This window comes from Paraburkholderia sp. EG286A (genome assembly GCF_040965375.1).
GTDB lineage: Bacteria > Pseudomonadota > Gammaproteobacteria > Burkholderiales > Burkholderiaceae > Paraburkholderia.
Genome location: NZ_JBFRCB010000007.1, coordinates 204,690 through 227,037, shown reverse-complemented (window position 1 = coordinate 227,037; position 22,348 = coordinate 204,690). Strand labels below are relative to the sequence as shown.

General features: G+C 67.0%; 20 protein-coding genes. 14 read left to right on the top strand and 6 right to left on the bottom strand.

Annotated elements, in window-relative coordinates; translation table 11 throughout:
- Positions 1-4 precede the first annotated feature (4 nt).
- The 5 genes from eat (at position 5) to AB4Y35_RS30920 (ending at position 5,703) form a co-directional block, all read left to right on the top strand.
- Complete coding sequence (gene eat / locus AB4Y35_RS30940) at positions 5-1,438, top strand: ethanolamine permease (protein ID WP_368707396.1); 1,434 nt, start codon at positions 5-7, stop codon at positions 1,436-1,438.
- A gap of 27 nt (positions 1,439-1,465) precedes the next feature.
- The gene (locus AB4Y35_RS30935) at positions 1,466-2,863 is read left to right on the top strand and encodes an ethanolamine ammonia-lyase subunit EutB (protein ID WP_368707395.1); all 1,398 of its coding nucleotides are present in this window, start codon (positions 1,466-1,468) and stop codon (positions 2,861-2,863) included.
- Positions 2,860-3,660 carry an ethanolamine ammonia-lyase subunit EutC gene (gene eutC, locus AB4Y35_RS30930; protein ID WP_368707394.1) on the top strand — a complete coding sequence of 267 codons (801 nt, stop codon included), beginning with the start codon at positions 2,860-2,862 and terminating at the stop codon, positions 3,658-3,660. Before AB4Y35_RS30935 ends, eutC begins: the two co-directional genes overlap by 4 nt.
- A 227-nt stretch (positions 3,661-3,887) precedes the next feature.
- Complete coding sequence (locus AB4Y35_RS30925) at positions 3,888-4,904, top strand: helix-turn-helix domain-containing protein (protein ID WP_368707393.1); 1,017 nt, start codon at positions 3,888-3,890, stop codon at positions 4,902-4,904.
- Between the two features lie 16 nt (positions 4,905-4,920).
- On the top strand, positions 4,921-5,703 hold the full coding sequence (locus AB4Y35_RS30920) for an alpha/beta fold hydrolase (protein ID WP_368707392.1): 783 nt from the start codon (positions 4,921-4,923) through the stop codon (positions 5,701-5,703).
- A gap of 15 nt (positions 5,704-5,718) precedes the next feature.
- Here the strand turns inward: AB4Y35_RS30920 and AB4Y35_RS30915 are convergent, their stop codons facing one another.
- Positions 5,719-6,255 (bottom strand): N-acetyltransferase family protein, encoded by a 537-nt coding sequence (locus AB4Y35_RS30915; RefSeq protein ID WP_368707391.1) that lies wholly within the window; start codon positions 6,253-6,255, stop codon positions 5,719-5,721.
- Positions 6,256-6,271: 16 nt separating this feature from the next.
- Positions 6,272-6,844 (bottom strand): helix-turn-helix domain-containing protein, encoded by a 573-nt coding sequence (locus tag AB4Y35_RS30910; RefSeq protein WP_368707390.1) that lies wholly within the window; start codon positions 6,842-6,844, stop codon positions 6,272-6,274.
- Positions 6,845-7,098: 254 nt separating this feature from the next.
- Between AB4Y35_RS30910 and AB4Y35_RS30905 the strand changes: the two genes are divergently transcribed.
- Genes AB4Y35_RS30905 through AB4Y35_RS30895 form a run of 3 tightly spaced genes read left to right on the top strand, consistent with a single transcriptional unit; the run spans position 7,099 to position 11,648 of the window.
- Positions 7,099-9,642 carry an EAL domain-containing protein gene (locus tag AB4Y35_RS30905; protein ID WP_368707389.1) on the top strand — a complete coding sequence of 848 codons (2,544 nt, stop codon included), beginning with the start codon at positions 7,099-7,101 and terminating at the stop codon, positions 9,640-9,642.
- Between the two features lie 47 nt (positions 9,643-9,689).
- Complete coding sequence (locus AB4Y35_RS30900) at positions 9,690-9,998, top strand: hypothetical protein (RefSeq protein ID WP_368691090.1); 309 nt, start codon at positions 9,690-9,692, stop codon at positions 9,996-9,998.
- Positions 9,999-10,013: 15 nt separating this feature from the next.
- Positions 10,014-11,648 (top strand): methyl-accepting chemotaxis protein, encoded by a 1,635-nt coding sequence (locus AB4Y35_RS30895; protein ID WP_368707388.1) that lies wholly within the window; start codon positions 10,014-10,016, stop codon positions 11,646-11,648.
- A 4-nt stretch (positions 11,649-11,652) separates the two neighbouring features.
- Here AB4Y35_RS30895 and AB4Y35_RS30890 read toward each other — a convergent pair whose 3' ends face one another.
- Complete coding sequence (locus tag AB4Y35_RS30890; protein WP_368691088.1) at positions 11,653-12,396, bottom strand: FadR/GntR family transcriptional regulator; 744 nt, start codon at positions 12,394-12,396, stop codon at positions 11,653-11,655.
- A gap of 391 nt (positions 12,397-12,787) precedes the next feature.
- Here AB4Y35_RS30890 and AB4Y35_RS30885 point away from each other — a divergent pair, with 391 nt between their 5' ends.
- From AB4Y35_RS30885 to AB4Y35_RS30870, 4 genes are read left to right on the top strand one after another with little or no spacing between them, the layout of a single operon-like run.
- On the top strand, positions 12,788-13,915 hold the full coding sequence (locus tag AB4Y35_RS30885; protein WP_368707387.1) for a sugar ABC transporter substrate-binding protein: 1,128 nt from the start codon (positions 12,788-12,790) through the stop codon (positions 13,913-13,915).
- Positions 13,916-13,952: 37 nt separating this feature from the next.
- A complete protein-coding gene (locus AB4Y35_RS30880; protein ID WP_368707386.1) occupies positions 13,953-15,521 on the top strand; it encodes a sugar ABC transporter ATP-binding protein in 1,569 nt (522 codons plus the stop codon).
- Positions 15,518-16,498: an ABC transporter permease gene (locus AB4Y35_RS30875; protein ID WP_368707385.1), complete on the top strand. Its 981-nt coding sequence runs from the start codon at positions 15,518-15,520 to the stop codon at positions 16,496-16,498. Before AB4Y35_RS30880 ends, AB4Y35_RS30875 begins: the two co-directional genes overlap by 4 nt.
- On the top strand, positions 16,495-17,481 hold the full coding sequence (locus tag AB4Y35_RS30870; protein ID WP_324159451.1) for an ABC transporter permease: 987 nt from the start codon (positions 16,495-16,497) through the stop codon (positions 17,479-17,481). Before AB4Y35_RS30875 ends, AB4Y35_RS30870 begins: the two co-directional genes overlap by 4 nt.
- A gap of 54 nt (positions 17,482-17,535) precedes the next feature.
- Here AB4Y35_RS30870 and AB4Y35_RS30865 read toward each other — a convergent pair whose 3' ends face one another.
- A complete protein-coding gene (locus AB4Y35_RS30865; RefSeq protein ID WP_368707384.1) occupies positions 17,536-18,339 on the bottom strand; it encodes an SDR family NAD(P)-dependent oxidoreductase in 804 nt (267 codons plus the stop codon).
- 142 nt (positions 18,340-18,481) lie between these two features.
- Here AB4Y35_RS30865 and AB4Y35_RS30860 point away from each other — a divergent pair, with 142 nt between their 5' ends.
- Positions 18,482-19,435 carry a GlxA family transcriptional regulator gene (locus tag AB4Y35_RS30860; protein WP_368707548.1) on the top strand — a complete coding sequence of 318 codons (954 nt, stop codon included), beginning with the start codon at positions 18,482-18,484 and terminating at the stop codon, positions 19,433-19,435.
- A gap of 22 nt (positions 19,436-19,457) precedes the next feature.
- On the opposite strand, the gene AB4Y35_RS30855 is transcribed toward AB4Y35_RS30860, so the two are convergent.
- Positions 19,458-20,453, bottom strand: coding sequence for a GlxA family transcriptional regulator (locus AB4Y35_RS30855; RefSeq protein ID WP_368707383.1), 996 nt, complete (start codon positions 20,451-20,453; stop codon positions 19,458-19,460).
- A gap of 21 nt (positions 20,454-20,474) precedes the next feature.
- Complete coding sequence (locus AB4Y35_RS30850) at positions 20,475-21,890, bottom strand: MFS transporter (RefSeq protein WP_368707382.1); 1,416 nt, start codon at positions 21,888-21,890, stop codon at positions 20,475-20,477.
- Between the two features lie 161 nt (positions 21,891-22,051).
- Between AB4Y35_RS30850 and AB4Y35_RS30845 the strand changes: the two genes are divergently transcribed.
- On the top strand, positions 22,052-22,339 hold the full coding sequence (locus AB4Y35_RS30845) for a hypothetical protein (protein WP_368707381.1): 288 nt from the start codon (positions 22,052-22,054) through the stop codon (positions 22,337-22,339).
- Positions 22,340-22,348 lie beyond the last annotated feature (9 nt).

Genomic DNA, 22,348 nt, shown 5'->3' with positions numbered 1-22,348 from the left:
AACCATGCAAGGCGAATCGAACGCACGTCCCGCTGCAGTTGGCACGACAGTTGGCACATCACCGGGCAAGCCAGGCGCGCCGGTGCTCAATCAAACGCTCGGCACGTGGCAGTTGTGGGGCATCGCAGTCGGCCTCGTGATCTCGGGCGAGTACTTCGGCTGGAGTTACGGCTGGGCCAGCGCCGGCACGCTCGGCTTCGTCGTCACGGCGCTGTTCGTCGCCGCGATGTACACCACGTTCATCTTCAGCTTCACCGAACTCACCACCTCGATTCCGCATGCGGGCGGCCCTTTCGCCTATGCCCGCCGCGCGTTCGGGCCGGCCGGCGGGTATCTGGCGGGGGCGGCCACGCTCGTGGAATTCGTGTTCGCGCCGCCCGCCATCGCGCTCGCCATCGGCGCGTACCTGCACGTGCAGTTCCCCGGGCTCGAGCCCAAACACGCGGCCATGGGCGCGTATCTCGTGTTCATGGCGCTCAATATCGTGGGCGTGCAGATCGCCGCGACCTTCGAGCTGATCGTCACGCTGCTCGCCATCTTCGAGTTGCTCGTGTTCATGGGCGTGGTGTCGCCGGGCTTCGCATGGAGCCATTTCATGAAGGGCGGCTGGTCGGGTAACGATCACTTTTCGCTGGGTTCGTTTCATGGCATGTTCGCCGCGATTCCGTTCGCCATCTGGTTCTTCCTCGCGATCGAAGGCGTCGCCATGGCCGCCGAGGAAGCGAAGAATCCGCGCCGCTCGATTCCCATCGCCTACGTGGCCGGCATTCTCACGCTCGTCGCGCTCGCCGTGGGCGTGATGGTGTTCGCGGGCGGCGCGGGTGACTGGACCACGCTCGCCAACATCAACGACCCGCTGCCGCAAGCCATGAAGTTCATCGTGGGCGAGCACAGCGGCTGGATGCACATGCTCGTCTGGCTCGGCCTGTTCGGTCTCGTGGCCTCGTTTCACGGCATCATCCTCGGCTATTCGCGGCAGATCTTCGCGCTGGCCCGCGAAGGCTATCTGCCCGCGTGGCTCGCGAAAATCCATCCGCGCTTCAAGACCCCGTATCGCGCGATTCTCGCGGGTGGCGTGGTCGGTATCGCCGCGATCTATAGCGACGAGCTGATCCAGTTCGGCGGGCAGACGCTCACGGCCAACATCGTCACGATGTCGGTGTTCGGCGCAATCGTGATGTACATTGTCAGCATGGCGGCGCTCTTCAGGCTGCGCCGCGTGCAGCCGGCCATGGACCGGCCGTTTCGCGCGCCGCTGTACCCGTTTTTCCCGGCGTTTGCGCTCGTCGCCGCGCTCGTTTGCCTCGGCACGATGGTGTATTTCAACGCGCTGGTGGCGGGGGTGTTCGTGGTGTTTCTCGCGCTCGGCTACGCGTATTTCCTCGCCACGCGCACACAGCGCGAGGGGGTGCCCGCCGAGGGGCTGCTCGAGGAGTGAGCCTCCAGATTCACAGGAGTCCAACGCATGAACTATACGGAGACGATCGGCGCGCGCACCTACCGCTTCGCGGACCTCAAGACGCTGCTCGCCAAAGCCAGCCCGCTGCGCTCCGGCGACCAGCTCGCGGGCGTGGCGGCGGCGAGCGAAGAGGAGCGCGTGGCCGCGAAAATGGCGCTCGCCGCGGTGCCGCTCAAGGCGTTTCTCGCGGAAGCGCTCGTGCCTTATGAAGACGACGAGGTCACGCGCCTCATCGTCGACGATCACGATGCCGCCGCGTTCGCGGCCGTTGCGCACCTCACCGTGGGCGACTTCCGCGACTGGCTGCTCTCCGGCGCGGCAACCACGGAGGCGCTCGAACGCCTCGCGCCGGGCCTCACGCCCGAGATGGTCGCGGCGGTGTCGAAGCTCATGCGCAATCAGGACCTGATCGCCGTGGCGAAGAAGCGGCCCGTGGTCACGCGCTTTCGCAACACCGTGGGGCTGCCGGGCCGCATGTCGGTGCGCCTGCAGCCGAACCATCCCACCGACGACGTGAAGGGCATCGCCGCCTCGATGCTCGACGGCCTGATGTACGGCTGTGGCGACGCGATGATCGGCATCAATCCCGCCACGGACAGTCTGGCGGCAATCGTGAAGCTGCTCGCGATGATCGACGGGTTTCGCGAGCGCTACCGCGTGCCTACGCAGTCCTGCGTGCTCACGCACGTCACCAACACGATCGCGGCTATCGAAAAGGGCGCGCCCGTCGATCTCGTGTTCCAGTCGATCGCGGGCACGCAAAAGGCGAACGCGAGCTTCGGCATTTCGCTGGCGCTGTTGCAGGAGGCGCGCGAAGCGGCGCTCTCGCTCAAGCGCGGCACGGTCGGCAACAACCTCATGTACTTCGAGACGGGGCAGGGCAGCGCGCTCTCGGCGAACGCGCACTACGACGTGGACCAGCAAACTTGCGAGGTGCGTGCCTATGCGGTCGCGCGCAAGTTCGAGCCGTTTCTCGTCAATACGGTGGTCGGTTTCATCGGCCCCGAGTATTTGTACGACGGAAAGCAGATCATTCGCGCGGGGCTCGAAGATCACTTCTGCGGCAAGCTGCTGGGCGTGCCCATGGGTTGCGACATCTGCTATACGAACCACGCCGAAGCCGACCAGGACGACATGGACACGCTGCTCACGCTGCTGGGCGCGGCCGGCATCAACTTCATCATGGGCATTCCGGGCGCCGACGACGTGATGCTCAACTACCAGAGCACCTCGTTTCACGACGCGCTCTACGTGCGCGACCTGCTCGGCCTGCGCCGCGCGCCGGAGTTCGAGGAGTGGCTGGAGACCATGGAGATCGTCGACGCGAAAGGCGCGCTCCTGCCGGGCTCCGCGCGCGTGCCGCTGCTCGCGGGCGCGCACGAATGGATGGGGATCGACGCATGAGCGACGCCGTCGAAAAGAACCCGTGGGGCGGTCTCAAGGCGTTCACGAACGCGCGCATCGCGCTCGGGCGCGCCGGCAACGGCTTGCCCACGGCGCCGCTGCTCGCGTTCAATCTCTCGCACGCGCAGGCGCGCGACGCCGTGCATCACCCGCTCGACGCCGAAGCCCTGCGGCGCACGCTCGAAGCCGAGGGGTTCGCGACGCTCGGCGTGGAAAGCGCGGCGCCGGACCGGCAGCATTATTTGCGCCGGCCGGACCTGGGGCGGCGCTTGTCGGAGGCGAGCCGGGCCGCGTTGGTCGAGGCGGCGGGTTTGGCCACGGCGGCGCGTGAGGAGCCGCCCGAAGTCGTGTTCGTGATCGGCGACGGCCTTTCGGCGATCGCCGCCGCGAAACAGGCCGCGCCGCTGCTCCTCGCCGTGCGCGCGCGTCTTGCGGACTGGCGCATCGGCCCAGTGGTGGTCGCGCGCCAGGCACGCGTGGCGCTCGGCGACGAGATCGGCGAGCTGCTGGGCGCGAAACTCGTGGCGATGCTGATCGGCGAGCGGCCCGGGCTCAGCTCGCCAGACAGCCTCGGCGTCTACCTCACCTACGCGCCGAAGGTGGGCTGCCATGACGCGCAGCGCAACTGCATCTCGAACGTGCGTCCCGAAGGGCTGCCATATGAAGCGGCCGCGCACAAGCTCCATTACCTCCTCACGCATGCGCGGCGGCTCGGGCTGACGGGCGTCGGACTGAAGGACGATAGCGACGCGACGCTGCCGGGCGTCGGGACGGCAGGGCAGATCACGCCTGCATGAGGATCTGCGCGCGCGGGCGGAGACTGCATCCGCCGCAACCGTTGAAGTCCGCGACGCACCGCGGCGGTGCTGCCGCCTGTGCAGGGATTGAGCACTCCGCTCGCCGCCATTGCGCCGCCGTGGAGCAGCGCGGCGCCCGGCATGGCCATGCCGCATACCGTTCTCGCTGGCGCGACTCTTGCATTAATCGACGATCGATCGAAGCAAGCGCGTGCTGGGAGGCAACCATGAACGAAACGGCAGAGCGAACCGACGCCACGGCCGGGCAGGCGCGATGCAACGCGCCTGGCGCCCGCACCGTGGTCAGCGTGGCGCACGACGCCGACGAGCAGGCGCGCAACCTCGTGGGCTGGCGGCAGACCTACGACCAGCTGGCGGCGGGCCGCTTCGTCGGCACGCTCACGGAACTGCCACTCGACACCATGAAGGTGTTCCGCGAGACCACGAGCCACACGTTGCGCCAGGCGTGCGAGGTGCGCGGCGACGCCTGGTGGTTCGGCATACCGGTCGCGCGCGAAGGCGAGGCGCGTGTCGACGCGCAGCCCATTGGCGCGCGGGCGTTTGCGCTGCGCCCGGGCAACGTAGAGTTCGAGTTGCTCACGCCGGCGCAATTTTCGATCTACGGCGTGGTCGTGCGCGGCGACGTGCTGCGCCACTATGCGGCCGCGGTCGAGCACACGGCGCTCGAAGAACGTTTGCCGGCTGCACCTGTCGTGCAGGCCGGCGCGGCGAGCATCGAACGCCTTTGCGCGCGGCTCGCGAGGTGTCTCGACGATGGCGGCCAGGCGCATGAGAACGTGCCGGACGCACCGCTTTCGGACCTCGAACGCAACGCATTGCAGGCGGAAGTGCTCGCCGCGCTGTTCGACGCCTGCGCGGGCAGCGGGGATGCGGTGGTCGAGCCCGCCTCGCGGCGCCGCTGGATCGTTGCGCAGGCGCGCGACTACGTGCTCGCGCATCGCGCGCGGCCGGTCGGTGTGCCGGAGCTTTGCGAGCAGCTGCACGTGAGCCGGCGTACGCTCCAGTACTGCTTTCAGGACGTGCTTGGCATGGCGCCTGCCACCTACCTGCGCGCGCTGCGCCTGAACGGCGCCCGGCGCGACCTGTGCGCTCGCGCGGCCGGTTCGGTGCAGGACGTGGCCACCGCCTGGGGCTTCTGGCATCTGAGCCAGTTCGCCACCGATTACCGGCGCATGTTCGGCATGCGGCCTTCCGAGGCGTTGCGCGCGGAGGCAACGCCCTGAATTCGCGGACCGGAATATGAACCCGTTCACCACTGATGACAGAGGGCACATTCTTCGCTACCTGGATTTATTTTCCGGCACGCACTCCTCCGAGCCGCTTCTGTTCATTCATGGTTTGGGTTGTGCGTCCAGCAGTGATTACCCACCGGTAACGGGCTCCCATTCATACCCGAAACGCCGATCGCTCCTCGTCGATCTCATGGGAGCGGGGCTCAGCGACAAACCAGAGGACGGGAATTATGATTCGGAGACCCAGGCGAACGTCCTCTCAAACTTCGTCACGAGCGAGCCCTTCACGCGGGTGAATCTATTCGGTCATAGCGCTGGCGCGTTCATCGCGCTGAAGCTCGCGAAACGCCTGCCGGTCCAGGTGGGTACCGTGGTCTTATGTGCGCCCGGTCTGAACGATTACGGCAAAGCGATGTTGTCGGAAATAACGTCGATGACCGAAGCGCAATTCGTAGCCGTTGGGTTTTCGCAGCTGCTGACGCAGTTGAAAGCCGCGGGCGGCAACGACGCCTGGCTGGGCCCATTTGCCGTCGCATCGCCTCATGCCATTTACCAATGGGCAAGATCCGCGCTGGACGACAACGCGCAAGACTGGCTCGGCAATTTCGCCAGGCTGAATGCGAGAAAAGGGGTGATTCTTCCGGATACGGCCACGAGTGACGAAATTGCCCAATTCGAGCAAGCCGGCTGCGCCGTCGAGCTCGTTGCCAATACCGAGCACATGATGGCGTACGACAATCCCGATGGCCTGGCGCTCGCCATCAGCAACATGCTCGAACGAGGCGCTTGAGGAAGCGGCGGCGCCTCACCGGCTCACCAGCTGCTTGTGATAGAACGTGGTGCCGCACAATGCGCCGTCCGGCATCAGCGCGTAATTCGGCACGCCGCCCACACGCTCCCAACCGGCGCGCGCATAGAGCCGTTCGGCCGCACCGCCCGTTACGGTGTCGAGCACGAGCACCGATTTTCCGGCGTGCCTTGCCGCCTCGTCGATCGCGAGCATGAGGCGCAGCCCCACACCTTGTCCGCGCGCGGCGCGATGCACCAGCACCTTGGCGACATCGGCGCGATGCGGCTGGTTTTCCGGCTGCGCCGTCACGAGTTGCGCCGTACCCACGATGCGCTGCTGCGCGTCTTCGGCCGCGAGCAGAATGCGGCCGCCTCGCGCCACGTCTTGCGCCACCCCGTGCCAGAACGCAAGCGCCGTCTCGCGCGCAATCGGCAGCATGAAGCTCACCGAGGCGCCGCCCTCCACGCAGTCGATGAGTACGTCGGCAAGCGCGGGTGCGCAGGCTTGCGCCTGTTCGGCGGTGAGGCGGCGTACCTCGATGGCTTCGCTCATGGGATTGTGAACCCGGTCAGTTAGTGGTCCTGCAGAGCGCGACGACGTAGCGCGCCGGCGCGTTCGTGGGATTGCGATAGGCAATGGGGCAGTCGAGGCGCATTGCGAGGCAGTCACCGGTTTCGAGCCGCCACACGCGCTCGCCCACCGTCATCTCCATCACGCCTTCCATCACCCAGACCTGTTGATGAATCTCCGCGTCGCGCAGGCTCGTGTCGTAGGCCACGCGCTGGCCGGGCGGAAAATGCACTTCCACGAGCTGGATGGGCGACCATGCGGGCGGCGAGAGATTGCGCCGCACGTAGCCCGACTCGGGATCGGTCCAGACCGCTTGATCGCGGGCCGCGGCGTGCGGGGAAGGGGCCTGGCGCGCAGCGTCGCCCGGGGCCTCGAAGAGCGAGGCGAGCGAGACGCCGAGCGCCGTGGCGAGCTTGTCGAGCACGACGGCCGTGGGGCTGCTTTGCCCACGTTCGATGAGCGAGATGTTCGAGCGGCTCACCGAACTGCGCTCGGCCAGCGCTTCGAGCGACCAGCCTCTGGCGTCGCGCAGTTCGCGCAGGCGGCGGGCGATAGTGGTGTGGATATCCATGTCGTCCAGTTTAATGGATTTGGTTGTCTAGTAAACTAGATTATGCAATTCCGTATATAAAAGTTTATGCGCATCAAGTTTTGTCGCAGGCGTGCGACAGATGATGCCTCCCTGATATTCCGGTTAGCCGACACGCAAACGTTTGCGCCGCCTCGGGCGGTCAAAACCTTGATTTTCGTCAATTGACGGCCGTCTACCCGCTGTTAGTTTCCCGCTATCTCATAAAGACATCGCCGTGCGGTTCGGGACGCTACATGCAACACCACACGCTGGACCTGGAAATCGGGCAGCTACTTTCAGGGCCGCCGCTTGCCTGCGGGCCCGACGTGCCGATACGCGAAGCGGCGCGCATGATGAGCGAGCGGCGCTATAGCGCCATCGTCATTACCGAAATGGGGCGGCCCGTCGGCATCTGGACCGAGCACGACGCGCTCGCGCTGGGCGAAGACGCCGCCGCGCTCGCGCTGCCCATCCGCCATGCGATGAGCCATCCGGTGCGCGCGCTGCCGGCGAGCACGCGTCTGCGCGACGCCGCCCTGCGCTTCAAGCGCGAGGGCATCCGCCATTGTCTCGTGGTGGATCAGGCGGGCCGCTCGCTCGGCATCGTCACGCAAACCGACCTGGTCATGAACCAGGGGCTCGAGTGCTTTCTGCGGCTGAAGACGGTCGGCTCGGTCAACGCGGCGATGCCGCTCGTGGTCGACGCGCGCATGGCCATGCACGAGGCCATGCAGCGCATGCGCGCGCGGCGTCTGAGCGCGCTCGTCGTGAGCTATCCCGAAGGCGACTTCGGCATCGTGACCGAGCGCGACGTGGTGCGCCTCGCTGCCGACGGCGCGCTCGACGGTACGGTCGGCGCGCGCGCGAGCCGGCCGCTGCGCTCGCTCGCGCATTCGCAAAGCCTCTATGCGGCGCGTCAGTATCTCCTCGAGCACCGCATGCGTCACGTGGGTGTGATCGGCGAAGACGGGCGTCTCGCGGGCCTGCTCGACCTCTCGCATATCCTGCACGACATCGAAGACGGCTTCGTGCGCGAATTGCAGATGGCGCTGCGCGAGCGCGACGACGCGCTGCTCGCCTCGCGCGCGAACCTGCGCCTCGCCGACCAGGTGGTGGAATCGACGCTCGACGGCGTGATGATCACCGACCTCGACGGCACCATCGAGCGCGTGAATCCCGCTTTTACGCGGCTCACGGGCTATACGGAGCACGAGGCGCTGGGGCGCAACGCGAGCCTGCTGAACTCGGGCCGCCAGGGTCCGGCGTTTTACAGCACGCTCTGGCGCAGCCTGCAGCAGAACGGCCACTGGAAGGGCGAAATCTGGAACCGCCGCAAGGACGGCGCGCTTTACCTGGAATACCTGACGATTTCCAGCATTTGCGACCCGAGCGGCCGCTGCACGCATTACGCCGCGATCTTCGCGGACATCACGCAGCGCCGCGAGACCGAGGAGCGCCTGAGCTACCTCGCGACGCACGACGCCTTGACGGGCCTGCCCAATCGCACGCTCTTCACCGAGCGCCTCACGCTCTCGCTCGCTCGCGCGCGCCGCTCGGGCAAGCGTGTCGCGGTGATGTTCCTCGACCTCGACCGCTTCAAGCTCATCAACGACACGATGGGCCATGGCGTGGGCGACGAGGCGCTCACGGTGATCGCTGCGCGCCTGCGCGAAGCCGTGCGCGAGACCGATACGGTGGCGCGCCTCGGCGGCGACGAGTTCACGCTGCTGATCGAGGATATCGAAGACATTCGCCGCGTCGGGCAGATCGCCCAGGGGCTGCTCGCGCGCGTGGGCGCCGCGATGCACATCGGCGAGCAGCTGCTGTTCGTCACGCCGAGCATCGGCATCAGCATGTATCCGGACGACGCGCACGATCCGCGGCAACTGCTCATGCAGGCCGACCGCGCGATGTACGAGGCCAAGGACGCGGGCAAGAACAACTTCCGCTTCTTCGCCACGCCGATGACGTCGTCGGCAATGGAGCGCATCGTGCTCGAAAGCGAGCTGCACCATGCGCTCGAGGCGGGCGAACTCGTGCTCCACTATCAGCCCGAATTCGATGTGGCGAGCGGGGCGCTCGTCAATATCGAGGCGCTCGCGCGCTGGCAGCACCCGCGCCGCGGCCTCGTGCCGCCGGACCAGTTCATCCCGATTGCCGAGGAATCCTCATTGATCGTGCCGCTCGGTGCATGGGTGTTGCGCGAGGCTTGCCGGCAGGCGCGCGAATGGCTCGACGAGGGCTTCGACTTCGGCCGTATCAGTGTGAATCTTTCGGCGCGGCAATGCCTGCACGACGGCTTTCTGCATCAGCTCACGACCATCCTCAGCGAGACCGGCCTGCCGGCCACGCGCCTGCAGCTCGAACTCGTGGAGAGCATGGCGATGATGTCGGGCCGGGGCGGCATCGAAGCGTTGCTGCAGGAGCTCGCCGCGCGCGGCATCAGCCTCGCGATCGACGACTTCGGCACGGGCTATTCGTCGTTCAAATATCTGCAGTCGTTACCGGTCGACACGCTCAAGGTGGACCGTTCGTTCCTCGCGGACATGGCCGAACCGGGGGCCGGGATGTCGCCGCGTGTGAAGAAAAGCGCCGCGCGAGACCGCTCGATCGTGCGCGCGATCGTCGCGATGGCGCGCTCGCTCGGTGTCACGGTGGTGGCCGAGGGCGTCGAGACGCCGCGGCAACTCGAGTTTCTGCGCGAGATCGGCTGCGACCGCGCACAAGGTTTCCTGCTTGCGCGTCCCGCGCCGGCTGAATTGATGCCGCGCGCGCTCGAAGCGTGCGTGGCGGGCTGAAGACGGCCTTTGCTTTCCCCCTTTAGCCGAAGTATCCGGAGAATCCCGTGAGCACCAGTGACGAGATGCTGTTGAACTCGATGACCGCGCTAGTGAGCGCGCATGGCAAGGCCATCTCGCGCTTCGGCGCGAGTGTGGTGGTGATGACGAAGTTCGTCGAGGCGGTGCTGCCGCAGCTGTCCACGGCGCAGATCGAACGCACGATCCTCGCGTTTCGCGCGCAGCTTGGCGAAGCGATGGCCGTGGCCGACGACGTGCTGTTGCCCGGCGAATACCGCGCCACGCTGATCGAACAGGCGAACATGCTGCTGGCCCGGCTGGGCAGCGATGCCGTTCCCACCACGTTGAGGCCCTGAAGCGGAAATAAGGCAATGCGTAATCTGACGATTCGAAAAGGGCTGCTGCTCGTGCTCTGCACGTTCGCGGCGATGCTGGTGGTGGGCGCAGCAGTCGGTGTCCTGATGATCGGCCGCGCCGACGACTCGGCGCGTTACATCCACGAAGTCGCGCGCCAGGACGCGCTCGCGCTCGCCTTGCGCGAGGACGCGGCGCTCGCGCAAACGGCGCTGGCTCGCGCCTATCAAGCGAGGAAAGAGAATGGCGCCGCCGACGCGCAACAGCGGGCGCAGCAGGACGCGCGCGATCTCTTCGAGCAGGCCGCGAAGCACAGCGCCGCGCTGCGCGCGAGCGCACCGTTCGACCCTGATGCGGCCCGGCAGCGCGACGCCTTGCTCGGCGCATGGAGCGCACTCGCGCAGTCGCTGCAGCGCGCGGCCACGGCGCTCGAATCCGGCGACACGGCAACCTATGCCGCGCTGGCCGCCGGAGACGTCGCCAGTGCGGATACGCAGTTTTCGGCCAGCGTGGCCGCACTGCGCGCGAATGCCGATGCCGTTTCGCGCGCGACGCTCGACCAGTCCGAGCGCGAGCACAACTGGGTAATGGCGATGGTGGCGGTGGGTCTGCTGGGGGCGCTGGCGCTCGTCGTCGCGACGCATCTGGCGCTGCGCCGCCTCGTCACGGCGCCGCTCAAAGAGGCGGTGGAAGTGCTCAACCAGATCGCCGCGAACGATCTCTCGGTCCGTATCGAAGGCGGCGGGCGCAACGAAATCGGCCAGTTGCTCGGCGCGATGCGGCGCATGCAGGGCGGCCTGAGCCATACGGTGCGCAGCGTGCGATCGAGCTGCGATGCGATCAACACGGGCGCACGCGAAATCGCAGCGGGCAATCTCGATCTGTCGAGCCGCACGGAACAGCAGTCTGCGTCGCTCGAGCAGACGGCGTCGAGCATGGAGCAACTCACGTCGAGCGTGCGTCAGAACGCGCAGCATGCGAACGCCGCGAGCGCGCTCGCCACGGGCGCCGCGGATGTCGCGCAGCGCGGCGGACGCGTGGTCGAGCAGGTGATCGACACGATGGAGGAGATCAGCCGCAGCTCGGGCAAGATCGCGGACATCACGGGCATCATCGACGGCATTGCGTTTCAGACCAATATTCTCGCGCTCAACGCATCGGTCGAGGCCGCGCGTGCGGGCGAGCAGGGGCGCGGCTTCGCCGTCGTCGCGGGCGAGGTGCGCATGCTCGCGCAGCGCAGCGCCGCCGCGGCGCGCGAGATCAAGTCGCTGATCGACGCCTCGGTGCACGACGTGCGCAACGGCCGCTCGCTCGTGGGCGACGCGGGCGCGACAATGGCCGAGATCGTTGCTTCGGTGGACAAGGTGTCGGGCCTCATGAAGGAGATCGCCTCGGCCACCGTGGAGCAGAGCGCCGGCATCGAACAGGTCGAGACGGCGGTGAGCCAGATGGATCAGGTCACGCAGCAGAACGCGGCACTCGTGGAACAGGCGGCGGCTGCCGCCGAGTCGCTCGAGCAGCAGGCGAGCCAGATGGCCGATGCCGTGGCGACGTTCCGCGTGAGCGAGACGGCGGACACGCCGTCGCTGACGCCGCCGGTCACGCCGCTGGCGGTTGCGCACGAGGCAAGCGCGCTGCCTGCGGCGGCATGAGGGGCTAGCGCCAGGCCTGCGTGAACTCGCCGATCACGCGTGCGAGATGCGCCTGCATCGCCGCACGCGCGGCGTGGGCGTCGCGCGCCATGATGGCCGAAAAAATGCGCTGATGGTCTTCCTGCGAAGCCGCGCGCAACGCGGGCGTATGGAAGTGCTCCTCGATCTTTTTCCACAGCGGGTCGGCGCGCGAGTTGTCCCACATCGCGCTCACCACGTGCCGCAGCATGTCGTTGCCGGTCGCGCCCGCGATCGCCAGATGGAACTCGCGGTCGGCGGCCTCGTTCGCGGCCTTGTCGTCCATGTTTTCGCGCATCGTGCGCAACGCGGCGAAGAGGCGATCGAGGTCCGCATCCTTGCGTTCGGTCGCGGCGAGCGCCGCGATACCGCTTTCGATCACTTCGCGCGCGCGCAGCGTCTCGATCGGGCCCGGCCCGCGCGGCAGTTCGAAGGCGACGGTGCGCGTCTCCTGCGCGTCGGCCACATAGATGCCCGACCCCACGCGCACCTCGACCACGCCCTGCACTTCGAGCGCGATGATCGCCTCTCTGACCTGCGTGCGGCTCACGCCGAAACGCTCGGCGAGCGTGCGCTCGGAGGGCAGGCGGGTGCGAGGCGCGCCCGGCGCGCGCCCGACGTCGCCCGCCGCGATCAGGTCGTAGATCTGTTTCGCGAGGCCGACGTAGGAGCGGTCGGTTGCGTCCGCATCGGCGGCGCGACCGGTTGGCGTGTGCGAAAGATCGGCCATCCAGGATTCTCGAAAGCGTCGAAGCCGCCGGGAGGCGGCTGAAGTTCGCCAGAATGGTACACCAGTTGCCGCGTCGCCAAGCGTCGAGGCGGCGCGGGTTTGCGCCCGCTTTCAGCACGCGCGGGGTCCGCGCGGGGTCCAGTGGTAAACCACTATCGCGCGCCGATTGGTATGCCAGTACTGTCAGACGGGGAGGCGTTCACGCATGCCCGTCGTTTTGCTTCGAGGGGACGCCTTTGAAGAGGTCATTCCGCTGGTCCGGCGCGTCCGGTCCAGTCCCGCTGCAGCACATCCAGCAAGATTCCCTGCGTCACGCACACGGTGTCGGCCATTCCCGACGAGCCCGGTGTGCCGGCAATCAGTAAGTTCTATCCGACAAAAAGGAGACAACATGCTTTCAGGAATCCACGTGCTTCGAGCGGCGGCGACCGCGGCAATGGCGCTGTGCGCAGGCGCGGCATTCGCGCAGGCATCGATCGTTTCCGGTCCGTCCAGCGACCCCACCTGCATGGTCCCCTGGAAGACCGACACGAAATTCATCAAGTATCCGAAGAAGAGCGGGCCGTATCGCGTTGCGCTCGTGAATGGCTATATCGCGAACACCTGGCGCATCCAGATGATCAAGACGGCCAAGGCCTATACGGCGGAACCAGCCGTCGCCGCCAAGCTCAAGGAGTTCAAGGTCGTCTCGACGGGCGAGGACGTGCCCGCGCAGATCTCGGCCGTCAACAACTTCATCGACGCCGGCTACGACGCGATCATCGTCGACGCGCAGAATCCCGCCTCGTTCGGACCCGCGATCCGCCGCGCGAAGAAAGCCGGCGTCGTGCTGGTCGCGTTCGACAATACGCTCGACAGCGAAGACGCGATCAACGTGGACGTCGACCAGTACGGGCTTGGCGTGCTGTGGGCCAAGTGGCTCGCGACTCATGTGCCGAACGGCGGCAAGGTGCTGGAAGTCCGCGGCGTGGCCGGCACCTCGGTCGACACCGATCGGCACAATGGCTTCACGAAGACCCTCGACGAGACCGGCAAGAAGTGGAACGTCGTGCAGGTCTACGGCAAGTGGGACGACGCGGTCGCGCAGAAGGCCACCGCCGACGCCATCGCCGTGCAGGGCCATTTCGACGCCATATCGGCGCAGGGCGGCGACACGGGGGTGGTGCGCGCGATGATCGATGCGAAACATCCCTTCGTGCCGTTCGGCGGCGAGACGGAGAACGGCTTTCGCAAGTTCTGCGCGCAGTACGGCGCCCAGGGTCTGAAGTGCACGTCGGCGGGCACCGGTCCCGCGCAGGTGGCCGTGGCGATCAAGACGGCGCTCGCGGCGCTCGATGGACAGACCATTCCCGTGGCGATCAAGCTGCCGCTGGACGTCACCGACGATTCGATGCTGAAGGCGGGCGTCAACTATTTCCCGAACGAGTCGGACAACTTCTTCGTGGGCAACTCGTTTCCCACTTGCGGCATCAACTTCTCCGCTCAGGCAATCATGAAGCAGAGCCAGGGCAACCAGTGACCGCGTGATTGCCGCGTGACGTGACGGGAGGCGAAGCATGCAGCAGGGTGCAGAGCAGCCGTTTTTTCAGATGTCTGGCGTGTCGAAGAGCTACGGCGGCGCCGTGGCGCTGGATCACGCGGAACTCGCGGTGCGAAAGGGCCGCATTCACGCGATCCTCGGCGAGAACGGCGCGGGCAAATCCACGCTGCTGAAGGTGATGTCCGGCGTGGTGCAGCCGGACGAGGGCGTGATGCACCTCGATGGCCGTAAAGTCGCGTTCGCCTCGCCCGCAGAGGCGAACGCGGCCGGCATTGTCTGCGTGTATCAGGAGCTGTCGCTGATCCCCGACCTCAGCGTGGCCGACAACATCTTCGCGTCGAACCCGCCGCGCCGCTTCGGCATGATCGACCGCCGGGCCCAGCGCCGCCAGGCCGAGGAAGCGCTGGCCCGCGCGGGTGCGGCCGACATCAATCCGCTCGCGAAAGTGCGCGACCTGCCGCTGTCGCGCCAGCAGATGGTCGAGCTGGCCAAGGGGCTCGCGCACGAACCGCGCATCCTGATCCTCGACGAGGCCACCTCGGCGCTGACCGCCGCCGACGTGGCGCGCGTGATCGACGTGCTCAAGCGGCTGCGCGAAGAGGGGCTCGCGCTGCTCTTCATTTCGCACCGCATGCACGAGGTGAAGGCGCTCGCGGACGAATGCACGGTGTATCGCAATGGCCGCCACGTGATGAGCTTCGAGGCGGGCACGCGCTCGGATAATGAGGTCATCGAAATGATGATCGGGCGGACGTACCAGCATGTGTTCCCCGACAAACCCGCGGCAAAGGCCGAGCGCCCACCGGTGCTCGCCTGTCACGATCTCGCGTGGAGCGACACGCTGCAGGGCATCAGTTTTTCACTGCAGCCCGGCGAAATTCTCGGGCTGGGCGGTCTCGACGGGCAAGGGCAGCGCGAACTGCTGCTCGCGCTGTTCGGCGTGCTGCGCGGCTGCGCGGGCAAGATCGAGATCGACGGCAAGGCGGTGTCGATCGGCAGCCCCGTTGCCGCTCGCGCGAAGGGAATCGGCATGGCGCTGATCCCGGAGGACCGCAAGACCGAAGGCCTGATGCTGCCGATGTCGGTGCGCGAGAACCTCTCGTTTGCCGCGCTCGATCGCATGTCGACGGCTGGCGTAATCGATCGCACTCGCCAGCAGTCTTTCGTCGACCGGATGATGGAGCTTCTCGCGATCAAATCGCACGGCGTCGACGCGCCCGTGGGCTCGCTGTCGGGCGGCAACCAGCAGAAGGTGGTCATCGCGAAGTGGCTGATGCGCAAGCCCCGAATCCTGCTGCTCAGCGACCCGACGCGCGGCATCGACGTGGGCACCAAGCAGGAGCTTTATCAGCTGCTCAGGCGCCTCGCCGACGAAGGCGCCGCGATCCTGTTCTATTCGACCGACTATGACGAGCTGATCGGCTGCTGCGACCGCGTGCTCGTGCTGTACGAAGGCAGGATCAAGAAGGAGCTCGTCGGGCCGGCGATCACCGAACAGAACCTGATCGCCAGCGCACTGGACCTGCCGGTTGGACAAGTCGGACAGGTTGCGCAAGGTTCGTCTTCCACGGGAGTCGCGCCATGAGCGGGCTGCGTTACTGGTATGCGGAAAATCGCGGGATGGTGTTCGCGTTCGGCCTGTTCGTGCTGATGTTCGCGATTTACCTCTTCAACTATCCGTCGAGTCTATCGGCGAACGTGTTTCAGACCGCGGCGAACAAGGCCGTGCTGCTCGCGCTGGTCTCGATGGGGCAGGCGCTCGTCGTGCTCACGGCCGGCATCGACCTCTCGATCGGCATGATGCTCGTGCTGACGAATTGCATCGGCTCGTGGATCGTCACGGGCGACGCGCTGCACAGCGCGCTCGGCATCGTCGGCGTGCTCGCGGCGGGCGCGTTGTGCGGCGCGCTCAACGGCGTGATCATCATTTTCGGCCGTCTGCAGCCGATCGTGACGACGATCGCGACGGGCGCCGTGTTTTACGGGCTGGCGCTGCTGCTGCGCCCCGTGCCCGGCGGCACGATCAACGAGGATCTCGCCGACGCCCTGACCGGCAAGGTCGCGGGCGTCGTGCCGGCGAGTCTGCTGATCCTGATCGCGGCCGTGGTGATCGTCTGGATTCCTTTCAAACGCTCCGCGGTGGGCCGGGCGGCGTATGCGACCGGCTCGTCCGAACCCGCAGCCTTCCTCTCCGGCATGCCGATTCGCCGCGCCAAGTTTGCGAGCTACACGCTGGCGGGCCTGCTCGCCGCCATTGGCGGCCTGTTCCTGACCTTCTTCACCGACACCGGTGAAGCGAGCCTCGGCAGCGCCAACTCGTACACGCTCTTTTCGATTGCCGCCGTGGTGATCGGCGGCGTGTCGCTGCTCGGCGGCAAGGGCAGCGCGATCGGCGCGATCTTCGGCGCGTTCGCGTTCCGCTCCATCGGCGACCTGCTGTTCGTGTTCAACGTCGACGCGCTCTGGCAGCCGCTATTCCAGGGCGTGATTCTCCTGCTGGCCGTCGCGATTGGCGCATGCGGGCTGTTCAGGGTGCGCAACCGTCTGGAGTGGTTCCAATGAGCGGCGTTTCGGCAAGCACGCGGACCACCTTCGTGTCGCGGCTCACGCGCAGGATCGACAAGCCGATCCTGATCTCGTTCGGGTGCATCGTTGCGCTGCTGCTCGTCGGCGGGATGTTTTCGCGCAACTTCACGTCGCCGGAATACATCCTGCTGCAGCTGAAAGTCGGCGCGTTTCTCGGCATCATCGCCACCGGCTTGATGATGGTGATTCTGCTCGGCCACATCGACCTCTCGTTGCCCTGGACGATCACGGTGGGCGCGATGATGGCCTGTGCCGTCGCCGGGCATGGTGAACTCGGGCAGATTCTCGCGATTCCGGTCGGCATTGGCTGCGGCGTGCTGATCGGCATCGTCAACGGCATTCTCGTCGCACTCCTGCGTATTCCCTCGATGATCGCGACGCTCGCGACCAACGCGGTCGCGCAGGGCATCATGATCGTCTATACGGGCGGATCGTCGCCGCAGGATTCGGCGCCGCAGGTCATGCGCTGGCTCGCCGCGGGCTGGCTCTTGCCGGGCGTGCCGAATGCCGTGGCGCTGTGGGTGGTGATCGGGGCCGCGACGATGTTCCTGCTCTCGCGCACGACCTTCGGGCGCACGCTGTACGCGATCGGCAACACCGAACGCGCGGCGTATCTTTCCGGCATCGATACACGGCTCGTGACCGTGGCCGCGTTCGCCGTGTGCAGCGCCTTCGCCGCGTTCGGCGGCGTGCTGCTCGCGGGCTATGCGTCGAAGGCGGCACAGTCGATGGGCGACGCCTACCTGCTGCCCGCGATCGCGGCGGTGGTGCTGGGCGGCACGTCCATTCTGGGCGGCCGCGGCTCGTACCTCGGCACTGTCGCCGGCGCGATCCTCATCACGCTGCTGCAGTCCATTCTCTCGGTCGCGCAGATGCCGGAGGCGGGGCGGCAAATCATCTACGGCGTGGTGATCGCGGCCATGCTGCTGCTGTACGGGCGCAGCAAGCGGGAAGTGTAGCTCGCGGGGGCGAGCCCCCGCTTCACGCTCAATCCATCTGAACGAAGCAGACCGTCACTGGGCAATGCGATAGCGCGGCGCCGGCGTGTTGCTCGACAGCTGCGTGGACATCGCGCGGCGAGCCGTCTCGAACACGTTCCATTGCTCCACGTCGTGCAGCGACGGAATCGTCACGGTCTCGCCGCGCTCGAAGCCGGTGAGGGCGGCGCTCACCATGTCCTGCGCGGACATCACGATCGCGCTGTCGAGATGCTCGAGCGGCAGGCCGCCCGTTTCCCAGAACTCCGTGGCCGTGGCGCCGGGCAGCACCGCCTGCACACGGATGCCCTTGGCCGCCAGTTCGTGATGCAGCGACTGGCTGAACGCGAGCACGAAGGCCTTGGTGCCGCCATACACGCCGTTGAGGATCTCGGGCGCGATGCTGACGATGGAGGCGATGTTGATGATCGCGCCCTGGCCGCGCGCGACGAAACCCGGCACGGCGGCATACGTGAGCCGCGTGAGCGCGGTGACATTCAGCTCGATCATGCGCGTCATGTAATCGACGTCGCTCTCCACGAGCGGCGTGTGCGTGCCGATGCCCGCGTTGTTCACGAGCAGCGTGAGGCTGGCGTCGTCGCGCAGGCGCGCTTCCACGGCGGCGAGATCGTCACGGTCGTTGAGATCGGCGGCGAGCACTTCCACGTCGCGCCGGGTTTCGCTCGTGATGCGCCCGGCGAGCGCGGCTAGCCGCTCGCGATTGCGCGCGACGAGTACGAGGTCGTAGCCCTGGCGCGCGAGTTCGGCGGCGTAGACGGCGCCGATGCCGGACGACGCGCCGGTGACGAGCGCGGTGCCGCGATGGGTTGGCTGGTTCATGATCAGGCTCCTTGGCGTAGCGGCGCAGGTGGTTAGGTAACATGCAAGTGGCGCTGCTGTGAATGCATTCTGGCCGCGATTGACCGTGGCGCAAATGACGTATAGGGTCGTGATTCAGGACATGCAGCGACAGGAGCAGGACATGCACCGCATCGGCTACCTTTTGAGCGACGAATTCCAGGTGATGGCGCTCGCGACCCAAAGCGTTTTCGAATACGCAAATATGGCGTCCGGCTTGCCCTTCTACGCGATCGAGAACTATTCGGTGGAGGGCGGCGCGGTGCGCTCGTCGCTCGGCATGAGCGTGGACACGCGGCGCACCCCCGCGCCCGCGCGCAGCCGCGTGGACACCTGGATGGTGGCGGGCGTGAACGACCCGCGTACCGCGGACGCCGCGCCCGCGGTGCTGGCGTTCCTGCGCCGCGCGAGCGGCCGCGCGCGGCGGGTGGCGGGCATCTGCACAGGCGGTTTCGTGCTGGCCGAGGCGGGCCTGCTCGACGGCCGCCGCGCCACCATGCACTGGTATTACGCGCGCGATCTGCAGCAGCGCTTTCCTGAAGTGCGTGTGGAAGACGACCGCATCTATATCGTCGACGGGCCGGTCTGGACGTCGGCGGGCATGACGGCGGGGCTCGATCTCGCGCTCGCCATGGTCGAACGCGACCTCGGCGCGGAGGTGGCGCGCTCGGTGGCGCACAAGCTCGTCATGCATCAGCGGCGCTCGGGCGGCCAGTCGCAGCATTCCGAAATGCTCGCGCTCGCGCCGAAATCGGACCGCATCCAGAACGCGCTCGACTACGCGCGCCGCAACTTGAGCAGCGCGCTCACGGTGGAGCAGCTTGCCGAGGCCGTGCACCTGAGCCCGCGCCAGTTCAGCCGCGTGTTCACGGCGGAAACGGGACAGTCGCCGGCGCGCGCCGTGGAGGGCCTGCGCCTGGAGGCGGCGCGGCTCATGATCGAGCAGAGCACGCATCCGCTCGACGTCATCGCACGCGAGACCGGCTTTCGCGACCGGCGGCATATGCGCGAGGCGTTCGTGCGCGGCTTCGGCGTGCCGCCGCAGGCGGTGCGACGCGAGGTGCGTGCGGGGGCGTAGGCGCGTAGTTTCGACCGCGCGGCTACGACTCGGCTTTTGCGGTGCGTTTGGTTTTTGCTGTGACGGCGCCGAAGTGCGCGCGATATTGCTGCGGCGTGGTGCCCAGCTTGCGCTTGAAGGCCACGCGCAAATGGTCGGCGTCGCGCATGCCGCAGCGAAAGGCCACCGTCTTCAACGGCGCCGTGCTGTTTTCCAGCATCACGCGCGCCGCGTCGATGCGTGCGCTCTCGACAAATTCGGCGGGCGTCACGTTGGTGTCGCGCACGAAGATTCTCGCGAAGTTGCGCTTGCTCATCTTCGCAACGCCGGCGAGCACTTCCACGCCCAGATCTTCATTCAGATGTCCGAGCACGTACTGCTGCACCTGGGCAATGGGCGACGTCGCCTCCGCGTAGGGCGTGAGATACGGGCTGAACTGCGACTGGCCGCCCGCGCGTTGCACGAACACCACGAGCCGTCGCGCCACCTTCAGCGCGATTTCCGGGCCGTGATCCTGAGCGAGCAGATACAGCGAAAGATCGATGCCCGCCGTCACGCCCGCCGAGGTATAGAGATTGCCGTCCTGAATGAAGATGCGGTCGAATTCGACGTTTGCGGTCGGGCACATCGCGGCGAGCGCGGCCGCGTCGTTCCAGTGCGTCGTCACCGTGCGCCCGTCGAGCAAGCCCGCGCGCCCCAGCGTCAGCGCGCCGTTGCAGATGGACCCGAAGCGCCGGGCGCGTGCGCTGGCTTCGCGCAACCATGCGTGCGCCGCATCGGCGAGCGGCTGCTCCACGAGCGAGGGTCCGCCCGCCACGAGCAGCAAATCGTAATGGCCGCGTGCTTCGTCGAAGTGGCGGTCCGCACCGATGCGTACACCGCTCGAGCAGCGCACGGTGTCGCGTTCCGTTGCGATCAGCTCGAGCTGGTATTGCGCCTCGGGCTGCAGCAGACGATTGGCCTCCGAGAAGACGTCGGTGGGCCCGAACACGTCGAGTGCCTGGACGCCTGGGAAGACGAGAAGCGCAACGGTCAGCATCGTGTTGAACGCAGAACGGAGTCAGGGGTTGGAGGCGCGCTGGCGTCGCGCGAGAATGTGCGCACCCGCGCTGCGCGGTAGCAGCACGCTGTCGACCACGCCCAGCGCCGCGAGCGCTGTGATGAACCAGAACGCGAGATGGAAGTCGGCGGCGCCTGCCGTGCCCGCATGCGTGCCGCGTAGCGCCTCGGCAACCGAAAGCGCCAGCGCGCCCACGGCGATCCCCATGCCGGCGTTCATCTGCTGCAGTACGGAGAACAGGGTCGTCGCGTCGCGCATCTGTGCCTGGGGCACGTCGGCGAAACCGATGGTGTTCAGCGCGGTGAACTGCATCGAGCGCACGAGGCCGCTGAAAAACAGCAATGCGGCCACGACGACACGCGGCGTATCGACCCCGAGCAGCGTGAAGCCTGCGAAGCCGAGCGCGACCAGCGTGCCGTTGCCGATCAGCACGGTGCGAAAGCCGAAGCGGTTCATGACCCACGTGGTGCCCGGCTTCATGCACAGGTTGCCGGCGAACAGCCACAGCAGCAGCGCGCCCGAAGCCACGGCGCTCCACCCGAACGCCACCTGGAACATGAGCGGCAGCAGAAACGGCGCGGTGCCGATGGCCGTGCGAAACAGCGAGCCGCCGAACACGGTCACGCGAAAGGTGTTGATCTTCACGGGCGCGAGATCGAACAGCGGATGCGGCACGCGCCGCAAATGCACGACGGCCGCCGCCAACAGCGCGATGCCCGCCACGCACGTGCCGATCGACAGGGGCGCGGTGACGTCGGAGCGGCTCGCCATCTCGATGCCGCTCATGACGAACGCGAAGCCTAGCCCGCTCAGCACGAAGCCGAAGGTATCGAAGCGCCGCGGTTGGGTGTGCTCGTCGCGCAGGAGCAGCAGGGCGGCCACGAGCGCGGCCACGCCGAGCGGCAGGTTGAGCAGGAAGATCCAGTGCCAGCTCCAGTGCGTGCTGATCCAGCCGCCGAGCGGCGGCCCGAGAATCGGCGCGACCAGCGCGGGCCAGGTCAGGATCGCGATGGCGCGCACGATCTCGTGCTTCGGCGCGTCGCGCAGCACGACGAGCCGGCCCACCGGCACCATCATCGCGCCGCCCAGCCCCTGCAGCACGCGCGCGGCGGTGAAGGCGAACAGGCCCGAGCTCAGCGCGCACAGCAGCGAGGCCACGCTGAATACGGTGATGGCCGTGGCGAACACGCGCCGCGCGCCGAAGCGCTCGGCGAACCAGCCGCTCACGGGGATGAACATGGTCAGCGCGACGAGATACGCGGAGACGCCGATCGAGAGATACGCGGGCGCCGTGTGAAAGTCGCGCGCGATGATGGGCAGCGAGGTGGTGATGACGGTGGCGTCGAGGTTCTCCATGAAGAACGTTGCGGCCACAAGGAATGCGACGGCGGTGCGGCGATCGAGGGCGTGCGGCATCAGGCGTGTTCCAGGATTTTCCGGGCGTGCTTCTTCGTCGGCCGCCGGATTCGGCGCTCAGTGTCCCTCATTCTACTGAAGTTGGGCCCGCTTCCGCTGGCACGGTCCCTGCATGATCTGGCGGGACCATGCGATATCCATCGCGAAGGGAGGTCAATACGATGAGCAACCAGTCCGACGAGTCCGAACATACCGAAAAGCCCGACGATGCGCCGGAACCGCGCGGCACGGATCTGCCCAAGCCAATTGGGGACGCTGTGCCCGCACCGACCGAGCCCGGTCTCGACCAGCCGTTGCCGCCGAAGACTTTGCCAACCGAGGAGGCGGGCGAGGACCCGGGCGAGAAAGATCGAGCGCCGAGCAACGATATTTCCAGGCCGCTGGGCGACGCGGTGCCCACACCGGTCGAGCCGGGCCTCGACCAGCCTCTGCCGCCTAAAAAGCACTAGCGCAACACG

Bases quoted from the DNA above. Each gene is read 5' to 3' on its own strand.
- eat (WP_368707396.1), top strand. From the start codon at position 5: ATGCAAGGCGAATCGAACGCACGTCCCGCTGCAGTTGGCACGACAGTT.
- AB4Y35_RS30935 (WP_368707395.1), top strand. From the start codon at position 1,466: ATGAACTATACGGAGACGATCGGCGCGCGCACCTACCGCTTCGCGGAC.
- eutC (WP_368707394.1), top strand. From the start codon at position 2,860: ATGAGCGACGCCGTCGAAAAGAACCCGTGGGGCGGTCTCAAGGCGTTC.
- AB4Y35_RS30925 (WP_368707393.1), top strand. From the start codon at position 3,888: ATGAACGAAACGGCAGAGCGAACCGACGCCACGGCCGGGCAGGCGCGA.
- AB4Y35_RS30920 (WP_368707392.1), top strand. From the start codon at position 4,921: ATGAACCCGTTCACCACTGATGACAGAGGGCACATTCTTCGCTACCTG.
- AB4Y35_RS30915 (WP_368707391.1), bottom strand. From the start codon at position 6,255: ATGAGCGAAGCCATCGAGGTACGCCGCCTCACCGCCGAACAGGCGCAA.
- AB4Y35_RS30910 (WP_368707390.1), bottom strand. From the start codon at position 6,844: ATGGATATCCACACCACTATCGCCCGCCGCCTGCGCGAACTGCGCGAC.
- AB4Y35_RS30905 (WP_368707389.1), top strand. From the start codon at position 7,099: ATGCAACACCACACGCTGGACCTGGAAATCGGGCAGCTACTTTCAGGG.
- AB4Y35_RS30895 (WP_368707388.1), top strand. From the start codon at position 10,014: ATGCGTAATCTGACGATTCGAAAAGGGCTGCTGCTCGTGCTCTGCACG.
- AB4Y35_RS30890 (WP_368691088.1), bottom strand. From the start codon at position 12,396: ATGGCCGATCTTTCGCACACGCCAACCGGTCGCGCCGCCGATGCGGAC.
- AB4Y35_RS30885 (WP_368707387.1), top strand. From the start codon at position 12,788: ATGCTTTCAGGAATCCACGTGCTTCGAGCGGCGGCGACCGCGGCAATG.
- AB4Y35_RS30880 (WP_368707386.1), top strand. From the start codon at position 13,953: ATGCAGCAGGGTGCAGAGCAGCCGTTTTTTCAGATGTCTGGCGTGTCG.
- AB4Y35_RS30875 (WP_368707385.1), top strand. From the start codon at position 15,518: ATGAGCGGGCTGCGTTACTGGTATGCGGAAAATCGCGGGATGGTGTTC.
- AB4Y35_RS30870 (WP_324159451.1), top strand. From the start codon at position 16,495: ATGAGCGGCGTTTCGGCAAGCACGCGGACCACCTTCGTGTCGCGGCTC.
- AB4Y35_RS30865 (WP_368707384.1), bottom strand. From the start codon at position 18,339: ATGAACCAGCCAACCCATCGCGGCACCGCGCTCGTCACCGGCGCGTCG.
- AB4Y35_RS30860 (WP_368707548.1), top strand. From the start codon at position 18,482: ATGCACCGCATCGGCTACCTTTTGAGCGACGAATTCCAGGTGATGGCG.
- AB4Y35_RS30855 (WP_368707383.1), bottom strand. From the start codon at position 20,453: ATGCTGACCGTTGCGCTTCTCGTCTTCCCAGGCGTCCAGGCACTCGAC.
- AB4Y35_RS30850 (WP_368707382.1), bottom strand. From the start codon at position 21,890: ATGCCGCACGCCCTCGATCGCCGCACCGCCGTCGCATTCCTTGTGGCC.
- AB4Y35_RS30845 (WP_368707381.1), top strand. From the start codon at position 22,052: ATGAGCAACCAGTCCGACGAGTCCGAACATACCGAAAAGCCCGACGAT.